General features: G+C 46.6%; 13 protein-coding genes, 1 riboswitch and 1 other annotated feature. Of the genes, 7 read left to right on the top strand and 6 right to left on the bottom strand.

The genetic code is table 11. The annotated features are described in order from the left end of the window. Nucleotides 1–141 precede the first annotated feature (141 nt). Nucleotides 142–237, top strand: a riboswitch (purine riboswitch). A gap of 50 nt (nucleotides 238–287) precedes the next feature. From HNQ56_RS04820 to tyrS, 3 genes are all read left to right on the top strand, one after another. Next, nucleotides 288–1,571 carry an amidohydrolase family protein gene (locus tag HNQ56_RS04820; RefSeq protein ID WP_429143357.1) on the top strand — a complete coding sequence of 428 codons (1,284 nt, stop codon included), beginning with the start codon at nucleotides 288–290 and terminating at the stop codon, nucleotides 1,569–1,571. A gap of 17 nt (nucleotides 1,572–1,588) precedes the next feature. Further along, nucleotides 1,589–1,756 carry a hypothetical protein gene (locus HNQ56_RS04815; RefSeq protein WP_429143355.1) on the top strand — a complete coding sequence of 56 codons (168 nt, stop codon included), beginning with the start codon at nucleotides 1,589–1,591 and terminating at the stop codon, nucleotides 1,754–1,756. Continuing rightward, nucleotides 1,715–1,977 (top strand) — a binding site (T-box leader). Its footprint overlaps the gene before it by 42 nt. Before the next feature lie 174 nt (nucleotides 1,978–2,151). Beyond that, nucleotides 2,152–3,411 (top strand): tyrosine--tRNA ligase, encoded by a 1,260-nt coding sequence (gene tyrS, locus HNQ56_RS04810; RefSeq protein WP_429143354.1) that lies wholly within the window; start codon nucleotides 2,152–2,154, stop codon nucleotides 3,409–3,411. Nucleotides 3,412–3,525: 114 nt separating this feature from the next. Here the strand turns inward: tyrS and HNQ56_RS04805 are convergent, their stop codons facing one another. The 4 genes from HNQ56_RS04805 to aroF all read right to left on the bottom strand — a co-directional run bounded on the left by HNQ56_RS04805 (nucleotide 3,526) and on the right by aroF (nucleotide 7,012). Continuing rightward, nucleotides 3,526–4,410, bottom strand: coding sequence for a polysaccharide deacetylase family protein (locus HNQ56_RS04805; protein WP_429143353.1), 885 nt, complete (start codon nucleotides 4,408–4,410; stop codon nucleotides 3,526–3,528). A 53-nt stretch (nucleotides 4,411–4,463) separates the two neighbouring features. Beyond that, on the bottom strand, nucleotides 4,464–4,772 hold the full coding sequence (locus tag HNQ56_RS04800; protein WP_429143351.1) for a hypothetical protein: 309 nt from the start codon (nucleotides 4,770–4,772) through the stop codon (nucleotides 4,464–4,466). 74 nt (nucleotides 4,773–4,846) lie between these two features. After that, nucleotides 4,847–5,983 (bottom strand): prephenate dehydrogenase/arogenate dehydrogenase family protein, encoded by a 1,137-nt coding sequence (locus tag HNQ56_RS04795; protein ID WP_429143349.1) that lies wholly within the window; start codon nucleotides 5,981–5,983, stop codon nucleotides 4,847–4,849. A gap of 15 nt (nucleotides 5,984–5,998) precedes the next feature. After that, nucleotides 5,999–7,012 carry a 3-deoxy-7-phosphoheptulonate synthase gene (aroF, locus tag HNQ56_RS04790; protein ID WP_429143347.1) on the bottom strand — a complete coding sequence of 338 codons (1,014 nt, stop codon included), beginning with the start codon at nucleotides 7,010–7,012 and terminating at the stop codon, nucleotides 5,999–6,001. Between the two features lie 245 nt (nucleotides 7,013–7,257). Here aroF and fusA point away from each other — a divergent pair, with 245 nt between their 5' ends. From fusA to HNQ56_RS04775, 3 genes are all read left to right on the top strand, one after another. After that, nucleotides 7,258–9,348, top strand: coding sequence for an elongation factor G (gene fusA / locus HNQ56_RS04785; protein ID WP_429143345.1), 2,091 nt, complete (start codon nucleotides 7,258–7,260; stop codon nucleotides 9,346–9,348). Nucleotides 9,349–9,606: 258 nt separating this feature from the next. Then, the gene (locus tag HNQ56_RS04780) at nucleotides 9,607–10,965 is read left to right on the top strand and encodes an NCS2 family permease (protein ID WP_429143342.1); all 1,359 of its coding nucleotides are present in this window, start codon (nucleotides 9,607–9,609) and stop codon (nucleotides 10,963–10,965) included. Between the two features lie 84 nt (nucleotides 10,966–11,049). After that, on the top strand, nucleotides 11,050–11,328 hold the full coding sequence (locus tag HNQ56_RS04775; protein ID WP_429143341.1) for a hypothetical protein: 279 nt from the start codon (nucleotides 11,050–11,052) through the stop codon (nucleotides 11,326–11,328). An 82-nt stretch (nucleotides 11,329–11,410) separates the two neighbouring features. Here the strand turns inward: HNQ56_RS04775 and HNQ56_RS04770 are convergent, their stop codons facing one another. After that, complete coding sequence (locus HNQ56_RS04770) at nucleotides 11,411–12,784, bottom strand: uracil-xanthine permease family protein (protein WP_429143339.1); 1,374 nt, start codon at nucleotides 12,782–12,784, stop codon at nucleotides 11,411–11,413. A gap of 318 nt (nucleotides 12,785–13,102) precedes the next feature. Between HNQ56_RS04770 and HNQ56_RS04765 the strand changes: the two genes are divergently transcribed. Beyond that, a complete protein-coding gene (locus HNQ56_RS04765; protein WP_429143337.1) occupies nucleotides 13,103–13,942 on the top strand; it encodes a polysaccharide deacetylase family protein in 840 nt (279 codons plus the stop codon). Nucleotides 13,943–14,140: 198 nt separating this feature from the next. On the opposite strand, the gene HNQ56_RS04760 is transcribed toward HNQ56_RS04765, so the two are convergent. After that, entirely contained in the window at nucleotides 14,141–15,694 is a 1,554-nt protein-coding gene (locus tag HNQ56_RS04760) for a rhamnogalacturonan acetylesterase (RefSeq protein ID WP_429143335.1), read from the bottom strand. Nucleotides 15,695–15,877: the final 183 nt, after the last annotated feature.

Here is a 15,877-nt window from a genome sequence, read left to right as displayed (position 1 = left end):
CCACCGGCTGATCTGTTATTCGCTGCCTGCAATATCGTAAAAAATATATAAAAAAGGGTGGATAAATCCATTGTTTTATAATATAATAGATAAGGGCAGAAAAATAAGCTGCTGCCGGAATATATATTTTAACTAAATAGTGTGTAATAACACGAGAATACTTATATAGGTTCATAATCGGATGAACGTTTCTACCAACTACCTTAATAGTTGTCTATAAGTATCGGCAGGGATTCTCTGTCGGTATTTCAGACGGAGAGGGATTATTGTAAAGGAGGAGACTACTGATGAATGAAGCTATTTTTGTTTTGAAGGGAAATGTTATTTACAGCAAGGATATCCATGAATTGGTTTTAATGGAGGATGCATATCTGGTCTGTGAAAACGGCATATCCAAGGGGGTATACAAAGAGCTGCCGAAACAGTATTGTAATGCTCCTTTAAAGGACTATGGCGATTCACTGATTGTTCCCGGCTTGGTTGATTTGCACATACATGCGCCCCAGTATTCCTTCCGGGGACTGGGAATGGATCTGGAGTTGATTGAATGGCTGGAAGCCAACACCTTTCCGGAGGAAGCCAAGTTTCGGGATATTGAGTATGCAAAACGGGCTTATGAAATATTTGTTGAGGATATGCGGAAAAGTCCTACCACCAGGGCGTGTGTGTTTGCCACCGTCCATCGTCCGGCTACCCTGATGCTGATGGATATGCTGGAGGAAACCGGCATGGTTACCAAGGTGGGAAAGGTGAATATGGACCGCAACTGCCCTGACTATCTGAGAGAGTCTTCCGCAGGGGAGTCCATCCGGGAGACGAAGCAGTGGCTTCAGGAGGTCCAACAGAGAAACTATAAGAATACCGCCCCTATTTTAACTCCCAGGTTCACTCCCAGCTGTACGGATGAATTAATGGAGGATTTGGGCAAGCTGCAGGGGACCGGCGGGCTGCCGCTGCAGAGTCATTTGTCGGAGAATGCGGGAGAGGTTAGCTGGGTGAAGGAGCTTTGTCCCTGGGCAGAGTTCTACGGAGATGCCTACGATCGTTTTGGCCTGTTCGGTACGGAGGGAAGAACCATTATGGCGCACTGTGTGTATTCCGATGAGCGTGAGATCCTTCGGATGAAGGAAAATGGAGTCTTTGTTGCTCATTGTCCGGAATCTAATCTCAACCTTTCCTCCGGAGTCGCGCCGGTGAGAGAGTTCCTGGATCATGGAGTGAAGGTGGGAATCGGCAGCGATGTGGCAGGAGGTTCCTCCAGCCATCTGTTTACTTCCATGGCACATGCCATTCAGGCATCTAAAATGCGCTGGAGACTATCGGACAATTCCAAGAAGCCGCTGACAGCGGAGGAAGTATTTTATATGGCCACCAAGGGCGGCGGAGAATTCTTTGGAAAGGTGGGCAGCTTTGAGGAGGGATATGCATTCGATGCTCTGGTTCTGGATGACAGCCGTCTGAAGCACCCGCAGCCATTAGATCCGTTAAAGAGACTGGAACGGTTGATTTATCTTTCGGATAACCGTGAGGTAAAGGCGAAGTATGTGGAAGGAAGAGAAGTACGGCTCTAATCATTTTTATAGATTTTATGAAAAAGTGCTTGACAGAGCCGGCAGAAGTGAGTATACTTGCCAGTAATATCGGAAGCAGACAGATGACAGATAGAATTGCTGTATTCCGATTGCAGGAACAGGCAATGTGCTTCTGCAATATAGAAAAAGCGTTGATAAGAAAGAGTAGAAATGAAACGGACTAACAGAAAGCAACCGGTTGATGAGAGGGGCAGGAACGTTCATTTTGAATACATCTTTGAGCTTCACACCGAACAGAGGAATCTAAGTAGGCTGCTGACGGAGCCCTGCACCCGTTATCGTGCTAGAGTATAACCGGAATTTGATCCGGCGTACTTAAAGAGGTCAGTTATGTGAATAACTGATAAATATGAGGTGGTACCGCGTGAGTAATCCCGCCCTCTAAGAAATTAGAGGAGCGGGTTTTTTGTCGTATAGAAAGTTCTTCCTATACGGCAAAATGCTCCGCAGGGTGCACATGCCGCACATAAGCAGAAGATGTTGCCGGAGGCAACCGCGCGGCAGCTGGGGAGTCTGCAAGCAGATTCTTTATTCAATTCAAAAATAGGAGGAAATGAAAATGCAAACTGACAAGAAGGAAGTAAACAGCAGGAATGAGAAGAGGGAGATCAGCATTGAGGAACAGATCAGGATCATTGGCAAGGGAGCGGCTGAGATTATCTCAGAGGAGGAACTGCGGGAGAAGCTCATTGCAGCCGGGAAGGAGGGGCGGCCCCTGGTGGTCAAGCTGGGACTGGACCCAAGTGCACCGGACATTCATCTGGGGCATACGGTGGTGCTTCGTAAAATCCGGCAGATGCAGGATCTGGGGCACCATGCTGTGATCATAATCGGGGATTTCACCGGCAAGATCGGGGATCCCACGGGAAAGTCAAAGACCCGGAAGCCCTTAAGTGATGAGGAGGTAAGGAGGAATGCAAGGACCTATACCGATCAGATTTTTAAAATTATTGATCCGGAGAGAGCAAAGGTTCTGTTTAACGGAGAGTGGCTGGCTAAGCTGAATTTTGAGGAGGTAATCAGGCTGGCAGCCAGCACCACCGTTGCACGGCTACTGGAACGGGATGATTTTCAAGGGAGATTCCGCAGACAGGAGCCCATCGGTCTGCATGAATTTTTCTATCCCCTAATGCAAGCCTATGATTCGGTGGAAATCAATGCGGATATTGAGCTGGGAGGCACGGATCAGACCTTTAACATTCTTATGGGCAGAAATCTGCAGAGCAGTATGGGAAGGAGCAGACAGATTGCCTTGTTCATGCCCCTGCTGGAGGGGCTGGACGGAGTAGAGAAAATGAGCAAAAGCCTGGGGAATTATATCGGAATTTATGAACCGGCGGAGGTTATGTTTAAAAAGGTGATGGAGATTCCGGATCATCTGATCATACGTTACTTTGAACTGGTTACCGATGAGCATCCGGATCGGGTACAGGAGATAAAGCAGCAAATGGAAGAAGGAAGAAATCCCAGAGATTGTAAGCTGGAGTTGGCCAGAATCATTACAAGGCTGTATCACACAGAGGAGGAAGCGGGCCGGGCGGAGGAATACTTCCATACCGTATTTCAGAAGGGAGAGCTTCCTGAGAATATGCCCTGCATCGAGGTTCCCGCAGAAAACAGCTCTCTGATCGGTGTAATTCCCTTTCTTATGAGGCATGGGATCATTCCCTCCGGCAGTGAATTCCGCAGATTGGTTCGTCAGGGCGGAGTTCAGGTGAATCAACAAAAGCTGGAGAGTGTGGAGGAGACATTCAGTGATGAGCAGATTGTTATGAGGATAGGGAAGAAGAAGTTTGTGAGAATTCTCTTTATTAAATAGAAGGAGACCTTATAGGGATAGTATAGAAGAAGGATAGGGACAGAGCAGGGGAACCCGATCCTTCTTCCTGTTATTCTTACAGCGGCTTTGCCATTACGGAATTTCTTTGCAGAATTAATTCAGTTCTTTGTTATATTTCAGTGTCAGCATGGCATCTTGAATTAATTTGGCAATACCATCGTTATGGGAACGGCCGATCCGTTTTAATTCATACAGGCATTCGGGATCATTCGTAATAATATTGACACCATAGGTACAGGTGAGAGTTGCTTTAAAGCCCAGCTTCCGTAAGATATTTTCGGAATTATTGTTGTATTTCCCGTAAGGGTAGGCAAAGGTGGTGGGGGTGATATTGAGCTCCCTGCATACGATATCCTGAAAAGAACATACATCTGCGGTGAGAAGCTCTTCATAGCTGGAGAGGGATTCATTCTTCATCTGTCCGCAGCCGTACCGGCCATTTTTGATGGCATGGAGATTATAGGTATGATTCTGTATTTCTGCCAGGCCGGAATCAGCCATTTCTTTGATCTGGGAAAAGGTCATGTGAGCATAATCCGCATTGCTGCCGCCCACACGGGTGAAATCCTCCGTGCTTTTGCCGATGATGGACAGAACAATTTTCATATTGTATTTTTTCAGCAGGGGAAATACATTTTTATAGGTATCGATGGGCGCGTCATCAAAGGAAAGTATGATGGGGTTGGACGGAAGCTCGGCACCTTCATAGACATAATCAATTAACTGTGACATGGTAATGGTGTTATAATGATTTTCCTTCAGATATTTCAGATCACATTCGAATTCGTAAGGGGTGATAGTATTTTTCCCCAACTCTGTGTTCATGACACGGTGGTACATGACGATAGGTACATAGATGGAGCGACTGTTGGCGGAGGATTTGATATACAGCTCTACGGAATCCTTTATGATTGATATGGACAGCAGGATGAACAGAAGAATGACAATAGCTTTTCTATAGAGGGGAGTCTTATTCATACATTCATATCCTTTTATTATAGTTTGATACAATAAAAGGATATGAATGCAGGCTAATCCATATGCAAAGGGAAATCCAAAGCCTGCCCGCAATTTTCGCAATACTTCTGTGATTGGGGTTCACTGAGCTCCTCGCGGCATATAGGACAAAAATACACCATCATGGAACCGCTGCCTTCTTGAAGAGGTCTTTTGGGCAGCATTCTTTCCAGAGCATTAATTATGGTTTTTTCTTCTTGAATCTGCCGGTTGATCTTACGGGTGTATATTTCGGAGGAGGAGCTGCGCAGGGAGCGGCTGTAATAGTCCAGACTGTTTTGGCGATTTTTCAGGGTATCTTCTATATCACTCGTAGCACTCACCTTCCTGGGATAATCAATGATTACTCTACATAGTATTCATTCCAGGATGCAAAATATTCATTATTAATGCGGAATTAATTCCGTTCATAAATGCGGTAATTATATCTGGCAAGCATGGTACTGGCCTTTTCCTGTGCCTGCTGGTCATAGAACTCGATTCGCAGGACTCCTTCTTCAAATTCCCGGTTATGGATAATGCCGATATTCTTGATACTGATCTGATTGCTGGCAAGAAGGGTGGCAATGGTAGCAATGGCACCGGCTTCATCCACGATATCCAGATATATTTCGAACATCTTTTTCATGAGACCGATGGATTTGTTCGGGATGGAGCTGCGGTATTCGCCTGCAGTATCGAACATCCGGTACAGGAAATCCTCATCGGAGCGGGAAAGGGCATCGGAGGCAGCCTGGAGGGATGCGATATAATCATCCAGACAGTCCTTGATCTCCTCTGTGTTGGTAAGGCAGATGTTCTGCCACATGACGGGAGACGAGGAGGCAATCCGGGTGATATCTTTGAAGCCTCCGGCAGCAAGGGAGCGCATCTTTTCCTCCGTATCGTCGGCTTCCCGCACCAGGTTCACCAGCTGGGCCGCTATAATATGGGGAACATGGCTGATGGCAGCGGTAATTCTGTCATGCTCTCTGGCATCCAGGATTACAGGTATGGACCCCATCTTTTGTACCAGCTGGTACAGGGTCTGCAGCATGGAATCCGGAGTCTTGGGAGTGGGAGTCAGGATGTAGTAGGCATTTTCCAGCAGGAGGGCATAGGAACTGGAGTAGCCGGTTTTCTCGGATCCGGTCATGGGATGACCTCCGATGAACCAGGCCTCCAGATCCAGTTTCTCCACAGCCTCATGGATATTACTCTTGACACTTCCCACATCCGTAAGGATGCAGCCGGGCTTAAGGAGGGGCTTCAGCTGCTTTAGATATTCAATATTGGACAGCACCGGGGCACACAGGAAGATAAGGTCGCAATCCGGAAAGCCTTCCTCCAGGACGGAGGTAACCTGATCCAGAATCTGATCATTGAGGGCCGCCTGTAAATCCCCGCTGGGGTTCTTTCCGCGGTAATTATAGGCAACCAGATAACAATCCGGGCTGATTTTCTTTAAAGCCCTGGCGATAGAACCGCCGATCAGCCCCAGACCAATAAATCCAGCTTTAAATCCGCTCTTAAAATCACTTTCAAAATCCTTCATATAATCCTCCTGTATTTAAAGCCTTTTATCCATAAGTGCAGCCAACGGTCTCAAGGCTTTGGTTAAATCCTCAAACTGTTCAAAGGTGAGGGACTGGGGGCCGTCCGACAGCGCACAGGAAGGATTCGGATGAGTCTCGATCATGAGTCCGTCGGCACCTGCCGCAACGGCACTCATGGCCAGCGGTTTTACATAAGCCCTTACTCCGGTGGCGTGGCTGGGGTCTACGATAATGGGAAGGTGGCTCTTCTCCTTAATCACCGGGACAGCGCTGATATCCAGGGTGTTACGGGTTGCGGTTTCAAAGGTGCGGATACCGCGTTCACATAATACCACATTGGGATTGCCCTCCGCAATAATATATTCGGAAGCATTAAGCCATTCGTCAATGGTGGCTGACAGACCCCTCTTAAGGAGAACGGGGAGTCCGGATTTGCCTGCTTCCTTCAGGAGATAGAAGTTCTGCATGTTCCTGGCTCCGATCTGGAGCATATCCACATATTTTACGGCAGCCTCGATGGCATTCAGACTGGTAACCTCGCATATGACAGGAAGTCCGGTTGCTTCTCTTGCCTCCTTCATATACAGAAGCCCTTTCTCCTCCAGGCCCTGAAAGGCGTAGGGGGAAGTACGGGGTTTATAGGCACCTCCGCGAAGAATCTGTGCACCGGCTTTTTTGATGGCATGAGCGGTCTGCATCAGCTGTTCCCGGCTTTCCACGGCACAGGGGCCGGACATGATCACCAGCTCATCGCCTCCGATTGTCACATTGCCGACCTTCACCCTGGAGGGTTCGGGATGGAACTTCCGGTTGGCCAGCTTGTAGCTCTCGGTTACCGCCACAATCTTATCCACATCCTCATAGATTTCAAGATTCTGATCCTGCAGCTTTGTCTTATCCCCGACCACGCCGATGATAGTAACCTCCCGGCCGGCGGAGATATGGGTTTCCAGTCCCTGTGCCTCAATTAAATTTTTAATTCTTTCTATAGAATCCTTTTTAGCCTGTGGCTTCATTACAATAATCATAATATTTCCCCTTCTGGTTTTGTTGTTGGACGCCATTATACGCTGTATTTTTTGAGATGTCAATACTCTGAGACTTTAAAGCGTAACGGTTTAAAGCGGAAAAGATGAAAGGAGAAATAAGTTTGTTAATTATTCCATTAAACTATTGTAAAAATCGGGCTTGTCTAGTAAAATATACTAAGAGGTATCTATGGGCATCACATCAGACCCTACTACTTACTAAAAGCGTATTGGAGGAAATCAGAATGAATGTTTATACTTCGGAAAAGATTCGCAATGTTGTTTTGTTAGGCCACGGTGGCTGTGGCAAGACTACTTTAGTCGAAGCCATAGCGTACACAGCAGGAATACTCAAACGTCAGGGAAAAGTAGAAGAAGGAAACACCATCAGTGATTATGATAAGGAAGAGCAGAAGAGACTCTTTTCTATCAATACGACAGTAGTACCGATTTTATTTGAGGATATTAAGATTAATTTTCTGGATACCCCGGGATACTTTGATTTTGTAGGTGAGGTGGAAGGAGCCTTACAGGCAGCGGATGCTGCGGTTATTGTTGTTTCGGCGAAGGCAGGTGTCGAGGTTGGCACCATGAAGGCATGGGACTTCTGTGAGAAATACAATCTGCCGAGAATTTTCTTTGTAAGTGATATGGATGATGACAATGCAAGTTATCGTGAAGTAGTAGAGAGACTGACCGAGCTCTATGGTAAGAAAATAGCTCCGTTTCATATTCCGATCAGGGAGAATGAGAAGTTTGTGGGATTTGTCAATGTGGTTAAGATGGCCGGAAGAAGATTCACCACAGCCAGCAATTATGTGGAATGCGAGATCCCTGATTATAGCCAGGAAAATCTTTCGAAGTTCAGAGAGGTATTATTGGATGCGGTAGCCGAGACCAGCGAAGAATTAATGGAAAAGTATTTCGCCGGCGAAGAGTTCACCCAGGAAGAAATATCCAGCGCACTTCGGAATAATGTGATAGATGGTACCGTTGTTCCCGTATTGATGGGTTCTGCTGTGAACGCCCAGGGCACGACAATGCTGTTACAGGCCATTGAGAAATATTTCCCGGATCCCACCAGAATGAGCATCAGCGGCAAGAACACCAAGACCGGAGAGGCCTTTGCGGCGGATTATGATGAGAAGAAGCCCTTCTCCGCACGGGTATTTAAGACCATTGCCGATCCGTTCATCGGTAAGTTCTCCCTCTTCAAGGTGTGCTCCGGCGTGTTGAAATCGGATATAGCCGTATATAACGCGGATAAGGAAACGGAAGAAAAGGTGAACCGTATCTATGTGCTCCGCGGTAAGGAACAGATCGAGGTGACCGAGCTTCATGCAGGCGATATCGGCGCCCTGGGCAAATTATCTGAGACGGTGACCGGCGACACGCTGTCCACTAAGGCGGCTCCCGTTGTATATGACCGTATTCAGGTTCCGACCCCTTATACCTATCAGCGTTTTAAGACCAAGAATAAGGGCGATGATGATAAGGTATCCCAGGCGCTTCAGAAGCTGATGGATGAGGATCTGACCCTGAAGATGGTGAACGATAAGGAGAACCGGCAGACCCTGCTGTACGGTATCGGTGACCAGCAGCTGGATGTGGTAGTGAATAAGCTGCTGACCAAATATAAGGTTGAGATTGAAGTAATGAAGCCCAGAGTACCTTTCCGGGAGACGCTTCGCAAGAAGGTAAGGGTTCAGGGCAAATATAAGAAGCAGTCCGGAGGCCATGGACAGTACGGAGATGTTCATATCGAGTTCGAGCCCTCCGGTGATATGGAGACTCCTTATATCTTCGAGGAGAAGGTATTCGGCGGCTCCGTACCGAAGAATTACTTCCCCGCGGTTGAGAAGGGAATTGCAGAATGTGTAATTAAAGGGCCGGTGGCCGGTTATCCTGTAGTCGGCTTAAAGGCTACTCTGGTGGACGGTTCCTACCATCCGGTCGATTCCTCTGAAATGGCCTTCAAGATGGCTACCATCCAGGCCTTTAAGCAGGGCTTCATGGAGGCGTCTCCGGTGCTGCTGGAGCCCATAGCTTCTCTGAAGGTGGTGGTTCCGGATAAGTTTACCGGTGATATCATGGGCGATCTCAACAAGCGCCGCGGCAGAGTGCTGGGCATGAATCCGATTCATGGAGGCAAACAGGAGATCGTTGCGGATATTCCGATATCTGAATTGTATGGTTATTCCACGGATCTTCGTTCCATGACCGGCGGTATCGGTGATTTCTCCTATGAATTCTCCCGTTATGAGCAGGCTCCTTCCGATGTACAGCAGAAGGTAATCGAGGAGAATGCCAAGGAAGAAGAGACAGAAACCAACTAAGCTGGAGTACTGTCTGATGGTACAAAAAATGATAGATAAAAAATTATCAACTTCTATCATTTTGTTCTGTAATTCATAAGAAAACTATGGTATACTTAGAAAGGGTTTTGTTTTATAGTAAAATCAGGTTATTATTTTATTATACAGAGCCCTTTCTTTCTGCTTTGGGAGCGGACATGCATTCTTGTTCAGGGTATAATAGGGGAGTCTTATTCTATGACTGCTCTTTTTATAAAAAAAAGAAAAAGGAGAGTTTTTATGGAAAAGTTTTTTAAGCTTAAGCAAAACGGAACAAACGTTTCCACAGAAGTCATAGCGGGTATAACTACTTTCTTCGCAATGGCTTACATCATCATTGTTAATCCCGGTATTCTGTCAGAGACAGGAATTCCTTACGGGGCAGTGTTCCTTGCAACGATTTTTGCATCGGTTGCAGGTACTTTGGTAATGGCGTTATTTGCTAATGTACCCTATGCCCAGGCTCCTGGAATGGGACTCAATGCGTTCTTTACCTATACGGTATGCTTTGGTCTGGGTTTCACCTGGCAGCAGGCGCTGGCAATGGTATTTATCTGCGGTATTATTAACATTATAATTACGGTTACAAAGATCCGTAAGATGATTATCAAAGCGATTCCCGCGAGCTTGCAGAGTGCAATCGGCGGCGGTATCGGTGTATTCATTGCTTACATTGGTTTACTGAATGTAGGTATTATTGAATTTGGTGCGGTTCCTGCACTTGCTGATTTTAACAAGCCGGCTCTTATCATTACGATAGTTGGTACGGTTATTATTCTGGTTCTCCTCCTCTTAAAGGTAAAGGGAGCAATTATTATCGGTATCCTGATTACAACCATTATCGGTATCCCTGTGGGAGTTACTAAGCTTGATTTTGCCGCTACTTCCGGATTGTCAGAATCCTTCTCAGAATTGGGAACCACAATCTTTGCTGCTTTTGGAAAAGATGGAATTCAGTCATTATTTGCGGATGCCTCTAAGATTCCCTCCGTTCTTATGACTATATTTGCTTTTAGCTTATCCGATACCTTTGATACCATCGGTACCTTTATCGGAACCGGCAAGAAGAGCGGTATCTTTGATACGGCAGATGAGAAAGCCCTTCAGAGCGGTGCGGGCTTCAAGTCCAAGATGGATAAGGCTTTATTTGCAGACTCTGTTGCAACCAGCATTGGTGCCGTCCTGGGTACTTCCAATACCACTACCTTCGTTGAGAGTGCTGCAGGTATCGAAGCAGGCGGACGTACCGGTCTGGCTTCTGTTGTAACAGCAGCTTTATTCCTGGTCAGCATTATATTTGCGCCGGTGGTAGGAATTGTTCCCTCTGCGGCAACAGCTCCTGCTTTGATTGCAGTAGGTATTCTGATGCTCTCCTCCTTCAAGGAGATTAATTGGGAAGATCTTGAAGAAGCAATTCCGGCATTTTTCGCTGCAATCTTCATGGCTTTCTGCTACAGCATTTCCTACGGTATTGCAACAGGCTTCATCTTCTATGTAATTGTTAAGCTGGTAAAAGGAAAGATAAAGGAAATCAGCCCTGTAGTATGGGTTGCCTCTGTCTTATTTATCGCTAATTTCGTTATTCTTGCTTTCATCTAAGCGGGAAGCGGTGCCAGGCACCGATGCAAGATTGTGATACATAATATAGCGGTGTCAGACACATTATGTGCCTGACACCGTTTTTTGTTAGCTTATCCGATATTTGATACCATCGGTACCTTTATCGGAACCGGCAAGAAGAGCGGTATCTTTGATACGGCAGATGAGAAAGCCCTTCAGAGCGGTGCGGGCTTCAAGTCCAAGATGGATAAGGCTCTATTTGCAGACTCTGTTGTAAATGGAAAGATATCTGTTGGCGAGAATCAGTTCACTGATATCATTGCGGATGCATCGGATAAAATAATACATGAAATTGAAACAGATGATAGGGAACGAGGTATCAGTGTTCAATCCATATCTTAAAAATACCCCCCGGAACCGATGATATTCGATGCCGGAGGGTGTATTTTTGTATTAAGGAAAGAAATCTGTTTGATCTGCAGCCTTAATCATTGGAAGGCGCTTCGTTCTTTTCTCCAATGGAGAGGAGAAGATTTAATACGATACCTGCAACAGCTGCGGTTGCCAGAGCAGGGAACTGATTTCCAAACATAGGTATCATTCCGTTTTTAAAGCCGAAGTTGCCACCAAGACCGATGATTAAAATAATAGCAATGACGGCAAGGTTCTTGGATTTAAACATGTCCACTTTACGATCCATCATAATGGTAATACCCTGCGCGGCGATTACACCGAAGAGATAAACGGAAAGACCGCCGATTACCGCTGTAGGAATGGAGTACACCACATTAATCAAGGGAGTGAAGCAGGAGATAACCATGGTGATGCAGGCGGCGGTGATGAGAACCGGGATGGAGAATACCTTGGAGATCGCCATGGTGCTGATGTTTTCGCCGTAGTTGGTTCCTGCAGGTCCGCCGATCATACCGGATACGATATCGCCGATACCATCACCCACCAGGTTTAATCCCAGCTTGTCCGCGATGTTAAATTTCTTTCCTGACTTCATCTTTTTAGCCAGATCATTTACATAGATATCCAGCTGGTATACATGTGCGGTGGATTCCGGAATGGTTGCAATTGCAATTGGCATAATCGCGCCCACCGCAGCCCAGGTAGGCTTGGGAAGAGTGAAGATAGGAAGGCTGAAGATGCTGTTGGTCTCAATGGTATTGAAGTTTACAAAAGGGATTCCGGTGATCAGGCCGATCACCACCGCAGCAGCATATCCTGTCAAAAGACCAAAAAGAATAGGCAACTGACTCAGCTTGCCCTTCAGGTATACGGAATATGCAATTGTGGAAACAAGGGTAATAATGGAGATAACCCAAGCCATGTTTTGTGCCAGCACTGACTGAATCTCGTCAACCTTGGGGAAACTAGAGGCATTGCCCATTGCATTGCCTGCAAGGGATAATCCGATAATCATTGCGATACTGCCGGTAACTGTAGGAGGAAGAATCTTGTCGATGGTGTTTTTGCCGGTACGCTGGATAATGAGGCCGGCGGCAATGGATACAAAACCTGACATTACGATACCGAACTGTGCAACGGCGATTTTGTCGTTCAAGCTATAACCTGCAAATTGCTCCGCTGCCATAATGGAAGAAATAGCGGTAATATAGGAGAAGCTGGAACCGTAATAAAGGGGAATCTTTTTGCCAGTAATTAAGATAAAGCAAAGAGTGGCTAAGCCGCTGGCAAAGATGGTTGTTGATACGTGGAATCCGGTGAGCAGTGCAACAAGAACGGTTGCAGGAAACATTACAACGATCTGCTGCAATGCAAATAAGATGAGTTCCACGATCGGGGGTCTTTCATCCGGCAAATAGCCGATGGGTTGATTCTTTGATGCCATAATACTTATTACCTCCTGGGATTTTTTATATTTAACCATATTTTTTGACTTTTGTAAAGATGGAATCGTCGCAATCGTGCGAGATATTAAAAAAATATAAGAAACATGTCAAAAACGGATGGAATTTGAGGTGGTGTGTGGTATAATGTCCACGATGAACAAATTAGCCTGTGATGGCTGGGGGATGGATCAAGCTTGCTTGAATCAATCTTTCGGACGTCATGGATAAGTGCAACGTGAACGGAAGGGCGCGGTCCTTAAGTTCCTAATCTGTGGATATGGCTGTGCCAGCAAGCAACAAATTTAGGAGGAGTGGATATGTCCGGTATATTTATGAGATTTCCCGAAGGAAAGAGAAAAGCGCTGACCTTTAGCTATGATGACGGAGTGGAGCAGGATATCCGGTTGATTTCTATCATGAAGGAATTTGGATTAAAGGGAACCTTTAATTTAAACAGCGGCCATTATGCCAAGGAAGGGACCGTATATGCGAAGGGAACGATTCACCGCAGGCTTTCCAAAAGCCAGGTCTATAACCTGTACAGCGCCAGCGGTATGGAAGTGGCGGTTCACAGCTTTACCCATCCCTTCCTGGAACAGCTGCCATCCAACCTGTGCGTAATGGAAATTGTAAAGGACAGAGAGCATTTGGAAGAAGAGTTCGGAAGAATTATCCGAGGAATGGCATATCCTTTCGGAACCTACAATGATGATGTGGTGGAGTGTCTTAGGAGAGCAGGCATTGTATATGCAAGAACAGTAAAAACCACGGGAAATTTTTCGATACCGGAGGATTGGCTCAGGATGGAAACAACCTGTCACCATAATGACAGCCGGCTGATGGAGCTGGCGCATCAGTTCATAGAAGGGGCACCGGAGAGAGCGCCCTGGCTTTTCAGTGTATGGGGGCACAGCTATGAATTCGAGAGTGACGGGAATTGGGAGGTTTTTGAGCAATTTGCGGAATATACCGGAAGAAAAGAGGATATCTGGTATGCTTCCAATATTGAGATTTTTGAATATGTGGAGGCATATCGTAATTTGATCTTCAGTATGGATGGAACCATGGTGCATAATCCTTCCGCAATCCCCCTTTATTTTCAGAAGGAGCAGAATATATTCTGTGCGGAGCCGGGCAAAACGATGAGTGTAAAATAATTGGGTATAGAGTTTATAGAATCAGGCTCTGTCAGAGCGATGACCGCTTGTGATGTATTTATTCGGCGGTGTCGAACTGGCGGAGCCTGAGTGATTGTTATGAGCCGCATAATATACGTATGATATGCGGGTACTATGAGTGGCTGTCACAAATAACTGCTGTGGCTGAGTCGCTGTTATGGCCTGGTTGCTGCAGGATCAGGAGCCCGCAACAGTAATATTGTTTGTTCTGGGGATGTGTCTGCATCCGCTGGTGGCTTCCTCCAGTAATCGGGCATAGTCCACGGCATGATCCCAATCAGCATATTGTCCGGAAGGAAGCACCAGTTCAGGGGTGATTACCGGATCGTATCTGCCGCTGTAGGCGAGTGCCAATAATTCCTTCCATTCCTCCCATAGAATAGATCTGTTTGTGTTATTGTATTTTTCTAAATAATATCCATTCTGTTTTGCAGCAAGAAGCGCCGCTGATTCTTTGTCGGGAGATATTTCAGTTCTTCCAGCCGATGTTTTTGTTTCTTCTGAGGAAGACGACTCATATCTTTCCCGAATGGGATTCCTGGCAAAATATTTACATGCCTTTTGAGCATAATCCAATGCTTCGGTTATGGTGATTTTACCGGATTTGCTGCTGTCCGGGCTTGCAGGCTGGGGAGGCGCCACCCATCCGCTGACCCGGGCGGGACTCAGGAGTGGACGAGAGGCTTCAGCAAAGAGGGGCCTCAAACCGGATAAATCAGAGCGGGTCATAACCTCCTGCCGAATGAGGTGCGCAACGGAACAGGCGCCATAATCATTGGTGTGAGTGTAATCTCCCGGATAAAAGAAGGGTTTTGCTCCTTCCAGACCAAGCTCTTTGATCCAGTCCGCGCTTGCCCGATGTAAATCGATGCAGGGAACGCCGGACAGATTGGCAGCATCGATTGCGGCCTGGGCATAGTCCGCCAGCAGATCATTGTAAAGCCGGCTGCCGCAATTCCAGGTATTTCGTGCAAGGGGAGTAACCAAAACCGGTATGGCTCCTTTTTCCTGGACTTCCTGTATATAACGCAGCAGATTTTCATAATAACGGCCCCTTGGCAGGAGGGACGGCAGTTTTTGATCATTATGCCCGAATTGGATTAATACATAATCACCGGATTTAAGACCGTCCTGTATAATGGAGTAGTATCCTCCGTCGCGGAAGGTGTCCGTGGTGAGTCCGCTTCTGGCCAGATTCCGGAGGGCATATCCAGGGGAAAGAAGAGCGCCCAGCATCTGACCCCAGCCGGCATAGGAAAGGCCGGGCTCGTATGGAAAGGTGCAACATTGGTCGGTCACGGTGGAATCGCCGGCCAGCCATATAACCGGAGCTTCGGCCGAGTCAATTTGGATGGATATAATCTTCACCCCTCCGCAAAAGGTAAGTACAATTTTATTGTTTTCCTGTCTTTTATTATTATGGGAAGCAATCATATCTCCCACAGACAGGGTGAAGGAAAGGTAGGTCTCTTCCTCGCTGCCGCAAACGGCATAAAGACGGCGCGGTCCGGCAAACACATGACCTTGACCAAGAAGCCGTATTTTGACGGAATAGGTACCGGGAGAAGCATCTGCCATAAAGATGGCAGGAAGCTCAGCAGCGGGCTCTAAGAGAAAGCCGCCATATAATTCTGGAAAATGCTTGCTGTCAGGAGGGAGTTCCTTCAGAAAGCCGGATTGTTTTTCGGGAATGTAAGCGGGGTATTGTTCATTATTAAAAGTATATAGCATGGTATGGTCTCCTTTCGCTCTTCCTATGGCCATCATTATACAAGCTCATATAAAAAAGAGCAATATAATTCAAGAGAACTTTAAATGCGGCTGTTCGGTATGAAACATGGATTTGCCAGGAATAATAACACATGATATAATGAAAGCGTAGCGAACAGTGCGAGAAGGGCACCCGCACATCAA

Origin of the sequence: Anaerotaenia torta, from assembly GCF_050433395.1 — a bacterium.
Classification (GTDB): domain Bacteria; phylum Bacillota; class Clostridia; order Lachnospirales; family Lachnospiraceae; genus Mobilitalea; species Mobilitalea torta.
Note: the sequence above shows the minus strand (reverse complement) of the source record. Positions and strands in the feature narration are given on the sequence as shown.

Bases quoted from the DNA above. Each gene is read 5' to 3' on its own strand.
- HNQ56_RS04820 (WP_429143357.1), top strand. From the start codon at position 288: ATGAATGAAGCTATTTTTGTTTTGAAGGGAAATGTTATTTACAGCAAG.
- HNQ56_RS04815 (WP_429143355.1), top strand. From the start codon at position 1,589: ATGAAAAAGTGCTTGACAGAGCCGGCAGAAGTGAGTATACTTGCCAGT.
- tyrS (WP_429143354.1), top strand. From the start codon at position 2,152: ATGCAAACTGACAAGAAGGAAGTAAACAGCAGGAATGAGAAGAGGGAG.
- HNQ56_RS04805 (WP_429143353.1), bottom strand. From the start codon at position 4,410: ATGAATAAGACTCCCCTCTATAGAAAAGCTATTGTCATTCTTCTGTTC.
- HNQ56_RS04795 (WP_429143349.1), bottom strand. From the start codon at position 5,983: ATGAAGGATTTTGAAAGTGATTTTAAGAGCGGATTTAAAGCTGGATTT.
- aroF (WP_429143347.1), bottom strand. From the start codon at position 7,012: ATGATTATTGTAATGAAGCCACAGGCTAAAAAGGATTCTATAGAAAGA.
- fusA (WP_429143345.1), top strand. From the start codon at position 7,258: ATGAATGTTTATACTTCGGAAAAGATTCGCAATGTTGTTTTGTTAGGC.
- HNQ56_RS04780 (WP_429143342.1), top strand. From the start codon at position 9,607: ATGGAAAAGTTTTTTAAGCTTAAGCAAAACGGAACAAACGTTTCCACA.
- HNQ56_RS04770 (WP_429143339.1), bottom strand. From the start codon at position 12,784: ATGGCATCAAAGAATCAACCCATCGGCTATTTGCCGGATGAAAGACCC.
- HNQ56_RS04765 (WP_429143337.1), top strand. From the start codon at position 13,103: ATGTCCGGTATATTTATGAGATTTCCCGAAGGAAAGAGAAAAGCGCTG.
- HNQ56_RS04760 (WP_429143335.1), bottom strand. From the start codon at position 15,694: ATGCTATATACTTTTAATAATGAACAATACCCCGCTTACATTCCCGAA.